General features: G+C 66.1%; 8 protein-coding genes and 1 pseudogene. 2 read left to right on the top strand and 7 right to left on the bottom strand.

The features are described 5' to 3' along the window. Positions 1–321: pseudogene (locus CYU89_RS13645) on the bottom strand (hypothetical protein); the annotation flags it as partial. A 91-nt stretch (positions 322–412) separates the two neighbouring features. Between CYU89_RS13645 and clpS the strand changes: the two are divergent. Then, positions 413–733: an ATP-dependent Clp protease adapter ClpS gene (gene clpS / locus CYU89_RS13640; protein WP_296281785.1), complete on the top strand. Its 321-nt coding sequence runs from the start codon at positions 413–415 to the stop codon at positions 731–733. A 151-nt stretch (positions 734–884) separates the two neighbouring features. Then, on the top strand, positions 885–3,167 hold the full coding sequence (gene clpA, locus CYU89_RS13635) for an ATP-dependent Clp protease ATP-binding subunit ClpA (protein ID WP_296281783.1): 2,283 nt from the start codon (positions 885–887) through the stop codon (positions 3,165–3,167). 66 nt (positions 3,168–3,233) lie between these two features. Here clpA and CYU89_RS13630 read toward each other — a convergent pair whose 3' ends face one another. The 6 genes from CYU89_RS13630 to trxB all read right to left on the bottom strand — a co-directional run bounded on the left by CYU89_RS13630 (position 3,234) and on the right by trxB (position 7,893). Next, positions 3,234–3,611: a hypothetical protein gene (locus CYU89_RS13630; protein WP_296281781.1), complete on the bottom strand. Its 378-nt coding sequence runs from the start codon at positions 3,609–3,611 to the stop codon at positions 3,234–3,236. A gap of 183 nt (positions 3,612–3,794) precedes the next feature. Continuing rightward, complete coding sequence (infA, locus tag CYU89_RS13625) at positions 3,795–4,013, bottom strand: translation initiation factor IF-1 (protein WP_055943174.1); 219 nt, start codon at positions 4,011–4,013, stop codon at positions 3,795–3,797. Positions 4,014–4,099: 86 nt separating this feature from the next. Further along, positions 4,100–4,846, bottom strand: a complete 747-nt coding sequence (gene aat, locus CYU89_RS13620; RefSeq protein ID WP_296281764.1) for a leucyl/phenylalanyl-tRNA--protein transferase — start codon at positions 4,844–4,846, stop codon at positions 4,100–4,102. Positions 4,847–4,888: 42 nt separating this feature from the next. Beyond that, a complete protein-coding gene (locus tag CYU89_RS13615; RefSeq protein WP_296281762.1) occupies positions 4,889–6,016 on the bottom strand; it encodes a GNAT family N-acetyltransferase in 1,128 nt (375 codons plus the stop codon). An 11-nt stretch (positions 6,017–6,027) separates the two neighbouring features. Then, a complete protein-coding gene (locus CYU89_RS13610) occupies positions 6,028–6,915 on the bottom strand; it encodes a metallophosphoesterase (RefSeq protein ID WP_296281761.1) in 888 nt (295 codons plus the stop codon). 24 nt (positions 6,916–6,939) lie between these two features. Then, positions 6,940–7,893 carry a thioredoxin-disulfide reductase gene (trxB, locus tag CYU89_RS13605; protein ID WP_296281759.1) on the bottom strand — a complete coding sequence of 318 codons (954 nt, stop codon included), beginning with the start codon at positions 7,891–7,893 and terminating at the stop codon, positions 6,940–6,942. Positions 7,894–8,172: the final 279 nt, after the last annotated feature.

The following is an 8,172-nucleotide window of genomic DNA, read 5'->3' as shown; positions in this document are numbered from 1 at the left end:
CTTGCCACGGCTGTCCGCCAGCAGCGCGAGCGCCTTGGCGCCGTCGATCCCGTCGGCCGCTACCCGACCCGCCGGCGAGAAGACCTCGCGCACGCTCATGCCGTTGATCTGCTCGGTCCGGCCGGACACGAACACCAACTGCGTGCGATTCTCCTGCTTGTAGGAATACGTCACCTTGTAGTCGCCGTCCGCGTCGACCTCGAACTGGATGCCCCGCGCCTTCAACCGGGCATCCACCGATGCATCGGCCGCCAGGGCGGGGGCGGCAGCGGCGGCGCACAACAGCAGGGCGGCAGGCAGTCGGGACAGCATGGGCTTCATGGCGGGCTCGTCGGATAAGGATGTCGCATTGTGGCCGGGGTCACGCATGGCGTCCATGCGGTGGGCGGCGGCGGGCGCCTATAATCGCCGCATGCCCCACAAGAACGAAAACGAGCGCGACCATGGCCTGATGGTCGATACCAGCCGGCCCGAAGTCGCGCCGCCGCCGCAGTACCAGGTCCTGTTGCTCAACGACGACTACACCCCGATGGATTTCGTGGTGACGGTCCTCCAGCAGTTCTTCGCCATGGACCTGGAAAAGGCCACCCAGGTCATGTTGCACGTGCATACCCGCGGACGCGGCGTCTGCGGGGTGTATACCCGCGAGGTCGCCGAATCCAAGGTGGCCCAGGTCAACGAGTTTTCCCGTATGAACCAGCATCCCCTGCTGTGCACGATGGAGAAGTCCTGAGGGGGACCGGTGCGGGCACGCCGGGTCGGATCCGGTGTGGGGGCACCGCCGCGCGGGACAAGGCAACGATCCCTGAACACTGAAATCCGGTAGGGTGATGGAAAACCGCCCGCCAAGCCGCATATTGTCGGCATAGGCCCCGGAGGCAACCATGTTCAGCAAAGATCTCGAGCAGACCATCGGCCAGTGCTACAAGCGCGCCCGTGAAGCTCGGCACGAATTCATGACCGTCGAGCACCTGCTGCTCGCGCTCCTCGAAAACCCCTCGGCACAGGCCGTCCTGAAGGCGACGGGTGCGGATGCCAACCGCCTGCGCGCCGACCTCGAGCAGGCGATCGAAGCCTCGGTCTCGCGGCTGGCCGAGGACGACGGCCGCGATACCCAGCCGACGCTGGGCTTCCAGCGCGTGCTGCAGCGCGCCGTGTACCACGTGCAGTCCTCCGGCAAGAAGGAGGTCACCGGCGCCAACGTGCTGGTGGCGATCTTCGGCGAGAAGGACTCGCACGCGGTCTACTTCCTCAACCAGCAGGACGTCACCCGGCTGGACATCGTCAACTACCTGTCCCACGGGATCGCCAAGCAGGGTGAGGAGAACGATGCGGGCGGGTCCTCGGACGGCGAGGGCAAGGCGGAAGGCGCGGAGGGCGAGGGCAAGGGCGATGCCCTGACCGAGTTCGCCAGCAACCTGAACGAGATGGCCCGGCAGGGCCGGATCGATCCGCTGGTCGGTCGTGGCGACGAGATCGAGCGGACCATCCAGGTGCTGTGCCGCCGCCGCAAGAACAATCCGCTCTACGTCGGCGAGGCCGGCGTGGGCAAGACCGCGCTGGCCGAGGGCCTGGCCAAGCGCATCGTCGAAGGCGAGGTGCCCGACGTGCTGCTGGATGCCGTCATCTACTCGCTGGACCTCGGCGCGCTGGTGGCGGGCACCAAGTACCGCGGCGACTTCGAGAAACGCCTGAAGGGCGTTCTGGCTTCGATCAAGAAGATTCCCGGTGCCATCCTGTTCGTCGACGAGATCCACACCATCATCGGTGCCGGATCGGCCAGCGGCGGCACGATGGATGCCTCGAACCTGATCAAGCCGGCGCTGGCATCGGGCGAACTGCGTTGCATCGGCTCCACCACGTTCCAGGAGTATCGCGGCATCTTCGAAAAGGATCGTGCGCTTGCGCGCCGTTTCCAGAAGATCGACATCGTCGAGCCGACCGTGGGCGAGACCTACGAAATCCTGCAGGGCCTCAAGCCCAAGTACGAAGCGCACCACGGCGTGACCTACGCCGACGATGCGCTGCAGGCGGCGGTGGACCTGTCGGTGAAGCACATCGGCGACCGCCTGCTGCCCGACAAGGCCATCGACGTCATCGACGAGGCCGGCGCACGCCAGCGCCTGTTGCCCATGGAGACGCGCAAGGAGCTGATCGACGTCGAGGAGATCGAAACGATCGTCGCCAAGATGGCGCGGATCCCGGCCAAGCAGGTGTCTTCGTCCGACAAGGACGTGCTGCAGCACCTGGAGCGCAACCTGAAGATGGTGATCTTCGGGCAGGATCCCGCCATCGAGACCCTGGCATCGTCCATCAAGCTTGCGCGCAGCGGCCTGGCGAACCCGGAAAAGCCGATCGGCAACTTCCTGTTCGCCGGCCCCACCGGCGTGGGCAAGACCGAAGTGACCAAGCAGCTCGCCCTGCAGCTGGGCATCGAGCTGGTCCGCTTCGACATGTCCGAGTACATGGAACCGCATTCGGTCAGCCGCCTGATCGGCGCGCCTCCGGGTTATGTGGGCTTCGACCAAGGTGGCTTGCTCACCGAGAAGATCGTCAAGACCCCGCACTGCGTGCTGCTGCTGGACGAGGTGGAGAAAGCCCATCCCGACATCTTCAACATCCTGCTGCAGGTCATGGACCGCGGCGTGCTGACGGATACCAACGGCCGGGAGGCGAACTTCAAGAACGTCATCCTGGTGATGACGACCAACGCGGGGGCTGCGCAGGCCTCGCGCCGGACGATCGGCTTCATGCAGCAGGACCACTCCACCGATGCGATGGAAGTGATCCGCCGCAGCTTCACGCCGGAGTTCCGCAACCGCCTGGACGCCATCGTGCAGTTCCAGGGTCTGGGTTTCGATCACATCCTGCGCGTGGTGGACAAGTTCATCATCGAGCTGGAGATGCTGCTGCAGGAAAAGCACGTCAGCCTGTCGGCCACGCCCGCGGCCCGCGACTGGCTGGCCCAGCACGGCTTCGATCCGCTTATGGGTGCGCGACCCATGTCGCGCCTGATCCAGGACAAGGTGAAGCGGCCCCTGGCGGACGAACTGCTGTTCGGCAAGCTGGTGGATGGCGGCCGCGTCAGCATCGACGTGCGCGACGGCGACCTGGTAGTGGATGCGCAGGCGGAGCCGGAGCGCTTGCTGCCGGCCACGGTGTCGTAAGCAGAAGCCCACCGGCGCAACGAAAAGGCGGCCATGCGGCCGCCTTTTCCGTTCTCATCTGGCGCGTCAGCGCGAGGCGCGCTTCTTGCGCGTGGCGAACTCCTCTGCCGTCACGGCTTCAACGGCGCCGACACGGCACGTGTCGCGCGTGGTCTTCACGCGGGTCCCCGCGCCGCAAAGGCGATTGGGCTGGCCGTCGGTACTGATCTCCACGCGCGAGGTCATCGTGATCGAATCGCAGGTGCGCTGGAACGAGACGCGGTAGTGATCGTCGCCATTGCGCAGGAAGAACTGCTGCCCTCCGCCCGCGCGCACGATTTCCTGATCGCTGCCCAGGTCCACGCAGTCGGTGATGGCCTCGCCGGCGGAGGCGGCAAGGGCGGCAAAGGGGGCGATCGCGACGGCCAGTGCGGCCAGCAGGGGGAGGGGGCGACGGGAGTTCATGGCGGCTCTCTTGTGGTCAGCGCCCGGAGCGGGCGCCAGGCATGCTGAGGCCGCTGGGCTGCGGGGGAATCTGCCTGAAGTCGCCATGACGACCGACCCCGTGCCCTTCGTCATGGGAACATACTGACGTCCAGAACGAGAAAAGCGGCCTGAGGCCGCTTTTCAATCAATCACTTATGCGATTTACTTCATGCGATAAGTGATACGACCCTTGGTGAGATCGTACGGGGTCATTTCGACCTTCACCTTGTCGCCGGTCAGGATGCGGATGTAGTTCTTGCGCATGCGGCCGGAGATGTGGGCGATGATTTCGTGCCCGTTCTCCAGCTTGACCCGGAACATGGTGTTGGGCAGCGTCTCGGCGACGGTGCCCTCGAATTCAATGGAATCGTCTTTCGACATGTAAGCCTATGCTGTGCCGCGAGGGATGGCGGGTGCCATGAAGCCGCGCATTGTACGCCAGCCGCGCCTCCGGTGCAAAAATTCCGTTATGGCGCGGAGACTTGCGACAGCGAGACGGCGTCCAGTACGCCAAACCGGTCGGTCCAGGCGCCTTCCGGCGAGGACAGGTCGACGAGGCGGGCGACCTGGCCCAGGAAATCCTCGCGCGGCATGAGGGCCCCGCCCAGCGAGTGCAGGTGGTCGTTCTCCACTTGCGCGTCGATCAGCGGCCAACCCCACGCCCGCAAGCGGCTGGCCAGCGCGGCCAGCGCGACTTTCGAACCGCCGGAGCGTCCACTGAACATGCTCTCGCCGAAGAACATCCTGCCGATCGCAACGCCGTAGATGCCCCCCACCAGTGCATCCCCCTCGAATACTTCGACCGAGTGCGCGTCACCCTGCCGATGCAGGTCGATATAGGCCTGGCGCATGCCGGACGTGATCCACGTGCCCTGTTGGCCGGCCCGCGGCGAGCGGGCGCAGGCGGTGATGACCTGTTCGAAACAGGTATCCGCTCGGACCTGCCACGCGCAGCGTTTCAGTCCACGGCGAAAGCGCGTGGACAGTCGCACCTGGTCGGTAGGGAAGACCATGCGGGGATCCGGCGACCACCACAGCGGCGGCTGACCCGCGGAGAACCACGGGAAAATGCCGTGCCGGTAGGCGTTGAGCAGGCGTGGCCGGGACAGGTCGCCGCCGATGGCGAGCAGGCCGTCCGGGTCGCGCATCGCGCTGTCCGCGGGCGGGAACGGGGCGTGGGGATCGGAAGGCAGGACGAACGGCCGCTGTCGCATGCGGGGATTGTAGGCGTCATCCCGCTGCCGGTGCCGCGATACTCACGCGCGATGCTTGAATGGCGTGTGCGTTGTCAGGGTATGGGCGTAACGGCGCACCGCGACAGCTTCCTCGGCACACCAGCGGGACAGCGCCGCGGAGAAGTCGGGGTGGGCGATCCAGTGCCGCGAGTGCACCAGCGTCGGCAGGAATCCGCGTGCGAGTTTGTGCTCTCCCTGCGCGCCGGGCTCGAACACCGTCAGGCCTTCGCGCAGGCAGTAGTCGATGCCCTGGTAGTAGCAGGTTTCGAAATGCAGCCCGGGCAGATGGGACGCCGCGCCCCAGTAGCGACCGTACAGCGTGTCGCCGCCCCGCAGGCACAGCGCGCCCGCGATGATCCTGCCCTCGTGCTCGGCGAGGAACATCACCACCTGCCGCGGCATGCTGCGCGCAAGGTGCCGCAGGAAGTCGAGCGTCAGCGCCGGCGAGTTGCCGTAGTCACGGAAGGTCTGCAGGTAGAAGCCGAACATGGCCTCCAGCTCGGCATCGCTGGCCTCGTCCCCGTGCACGGTGCGGAACGTCGCGCCGGAGCGCAGGACCTTGGCCCGCTCCTGGCGGATGTTCTTGCGGTGCTTGTGGTCGAACTCGGCGAGGAAGCCGTCGAAGTCACGCCAGTGGCCGGGATTCCGCCAGTGGTACTGCACGTCGATCCGGGGCAACCACGAGACGGGAAATGCCGCATCCTCGCCGGATGTCGGGAAGTTGACATGGGCCGACGACAGGCCCAGCCGGCGCGTTTCCTGCTGTATTGCCGTCAGTAGCGCCTGACGCGCAGGGTCATCGCGCGCGAGCAGGCGCGGACCGGTGACCGGCGAATACGGTACGCCCCCCAGCCACTTCGGGTAGTAGTCCAGTCCGTGCTGCGCATAGGCGTGGGCCCACGCGTGGTCGAACACGAACTCGCCATGCGAGTTGTCCTTCAGGTAGCCGGGTACGGCGGCGACCAGACGCTCTTCGTCCCAGAGCGTCGCATGATGCGGCGACCACCCCCAGTCTTCGCGCAGGCAGCCGTGCGCTTCCAGGCCCTGCAGGAACGCGTGGGCAACGAAGGGGTTGCGTCCGTCATGCAGGGCATCCCAGGCCGGCGGCGGCACGTCGGCGAGAGAGGGAAGGAAGCGAACGTCGGCCATCGGCACGCAGACTACGGACGCAGGTCGAGCAGGTCGATGGTGGGCGGATTGAAGAGCCGCATCGGCAGGCCGATCTCACCCGTCCCCACCGTGGTGTAAACCCGCACGCGCCCTTCCGGCGTGGCCAGGTACTGCTCGCCCCGATCGAATCCATACCGGCTGGGAATCACGTGCCGGTAGATCCAGGGAAGGCGGATCTGGCCGCCATGCGTATGACCCGCCAGTACCAGCACGGTCTGCCGTGGGTCCAGTCGGATCGCACTGTCCGGATTGTGGGTGAGTACCAGCGTGGGGAGGGCCGATGGCACGCCCGACAGGAAACCCGGATCGTCCCGGTCGGCCCAGCGATCCCCCAGTCCGGCCAATCGGAAGCCGCCCAGCGTTACCGACGTGCCTTCGATCACCGTGACGCCATGTCCGGCCAGGGCGGCGCGCAATTCCGTATCGATGTCGGGCCCCGGGGCCTGCTGGTCATGGTTGCCCAGCACCGCGTAGGACGGCCGTCGCAGCCCGGCGAGTGGCGCGAACATCGCCTGCAGCGAGGCGCCGTCGGGCTCGTAGGTGAAGTCGCCCGCGATCACGACGGCATCGGCCTGCAATGTATTGATGCGGTCGACCAGGCGCCGCAGGTATGCCGCGTCCTTGTACACGCCCAGATGGATGTCACTGATCAGGACGAGTCGCAGCGGGGCGCCGGTCCCGTCGAGCACCGTCTGCTGGACCCGGATGCGCTGCGGCTCGACGAAACGCGCCCATGCGAACAGCAGGCAACCCGCAAGCAGCAGAACGAGCCAGCCGCGGGCGTGTCGATGGCGCAGTCGCCACAGCAGCCACGCCATGAAGGGCCAGACGAGCCAACTGCCGTAGAACAGGCATTGCTTGATCAGCAGCTTGTCCATCCGTGGAGGCCGCCCGCGTCGGTGTCAGGCGTCCTTGTCGAGGAAGCGCTCTGCATCCAGCGCCGCCATGCACCCGAAGCCTGCCGAGGTAATGGCCTGGCGATAGTGCTGGTCGGTCACGTCGCCTGCCGCGAACACCCCGGGGATGGTCGTGGCCGTGGCATTGCCTTCGATGCCCGAGCGGATCTTCAGGTAGCCGTTGCTCATGTCCAACTGGCCTTCGAACAACCCGGTGTTCGGCGTGTGGCCGATGGCCACGAAGAAGCCGTGCACGTCGATGTCGCGCGTGCTGCCGTCCTGTACGGACTTCACGCGGATGCCGGTAACGCCGGCCTCGTTGCCCAAGACCTCGTCGACCGTGTGGTGCCACACCGGCTCGATCTTGCCGGCCTGGATCTTGGCGAACAGCTTGTCCTGCATGATCTTCTCGGCGCGCAGCGTATCCCGGCGATGCACCAGATAGACCTTGCGGGCGATGTTGGACAGGTACAGGGCCTCCTCCACGGCCGTGTTGCCGCCACCGATCACGGCCACGTCCTGGTCGCGGTAGAAGAACCCGTCGCAGGTGGCGCATGCGGACACGCCGCGTCCCTTGAAGGCCTCTTCCGAGGGCAGGCCCAGGTACTTCGCGGTCGCACCGGTGGCGATGATCAGCGCGTCGGCGGTGTATTCGCCGGCGTCGCCGATCAACTTGAACGGGCGCTTGGACAGGTCGGCCGTGTGGACGTGGTCGAAGATCACTTCGGTCTCGAAGCGCTCCGCATGCGCCTGCATGCGCGCCATCAGGTCCGGGCCCATCAGGCCGTGCGCATCACCGGGCCAGTTGTCGACCTCCGTCGTGGTCATCAGCTGGCCGCCCTGTTGCAGGCCGGTCACCACGACCGGCTTCAGATTGGCGCGGGCGGCGTAGACGGCAGCGGTCCAGCCGGCGGGGCCGGAGCCCAGGATCAACAGGCGGCAGTGCTTCGAAGTGCTCATGTATACTCGCGAAAAAGGGTGATCGGGCAGGCAACGACGCGCTGTCGCATCGTCCGCAGGCACATAGAGTGGCGTTGCGTATCCGGCGAATCAAGGCGCGCAGATGGAAAGCGGTGATGCAGGCCGGCGCCCGGACAGGTCAATCGAAGACGCTGCGCGACCGCGCGGCGTTTTTGCTATCCGGTCTTCGGACGGACAGGCCCGAAGCTTGACCGGCGCGCTGTCGCATCGCATACGATTCGTTTAGTATCAATCACTAACAGAAATTTCCTAAGGTCT

Source organism: Pseudoxanthomonas sp., assembly GCF_002863005.1.
Taxonomy (GTDB): Bacteria; Pseudomonadota; Gammaproteobacteria; order Xanthomonadales; family Xanthomonadaceae; genus Pseudoxanthomonas_A.
The sequence above is the reverse complement of the archived record's forward strand: the minus strand, read 5'-3'. Positions and strand labels throughout refer to the sequence as shown.

Bases quoted from the DNA above. Each gene is read 5' to 3' on its own strand.
- clpA (WP_296281783.1), top strand. From the start codon at position 885: ATGTTCAGCAAAGATCTCGAGCAGACCATCGGCCAGTGCTACAAGCGC.
- CYU89_RS13630 (WP_296281781.1), bottom strand. From the start codon at position 3,611: ATGAACTCCCGTCGCCCCCTCCCCCTGCTGGCCGCACTGGCCGTCGCG.
- aat (WP_296281764.1), bottom strand. From the start codon at position 4,846: ATGCGACAGCGGCCGTTCGTCCTGCCTTCCGATCCCCACGCCCCGTTC.
- infA (WP_055943174.1), bottom strand. From the start codon at position 4,013: ATGTCGAAAGACGATTCCATTGAATTCGAGGGCACCGTCGCCGAGACG.
- trxB (WP_296281759.1), bottom strand. From the start codon at position 7,893: ATGAGCACTTCGAAGCACTGCCGCCTGTTGATCCTGGGCTCCGGCCCC.
- CYU89_RS13615 (WP_296281762.1), bottom strand. From the start codon at position 6,016: ATGGCCGACGTTCGCTTCCTTCCCTCTCTCGCCGACGTGCCGCCGCCG.
- CYU89_RS13610 (WP_296281761.1), bottom strand. From the start codon at position 6,915: ATGGACAAGCTGCTGATCAAGCAATGCCTGTTCTACGGCAGTTGGCTC.
- clpS (WP_296281785.1), top strand. From the start codon at position 413: ATGCCCCACAAGAACGAAAACGAGCGCGACCATGGCCTGATGGTCGAT.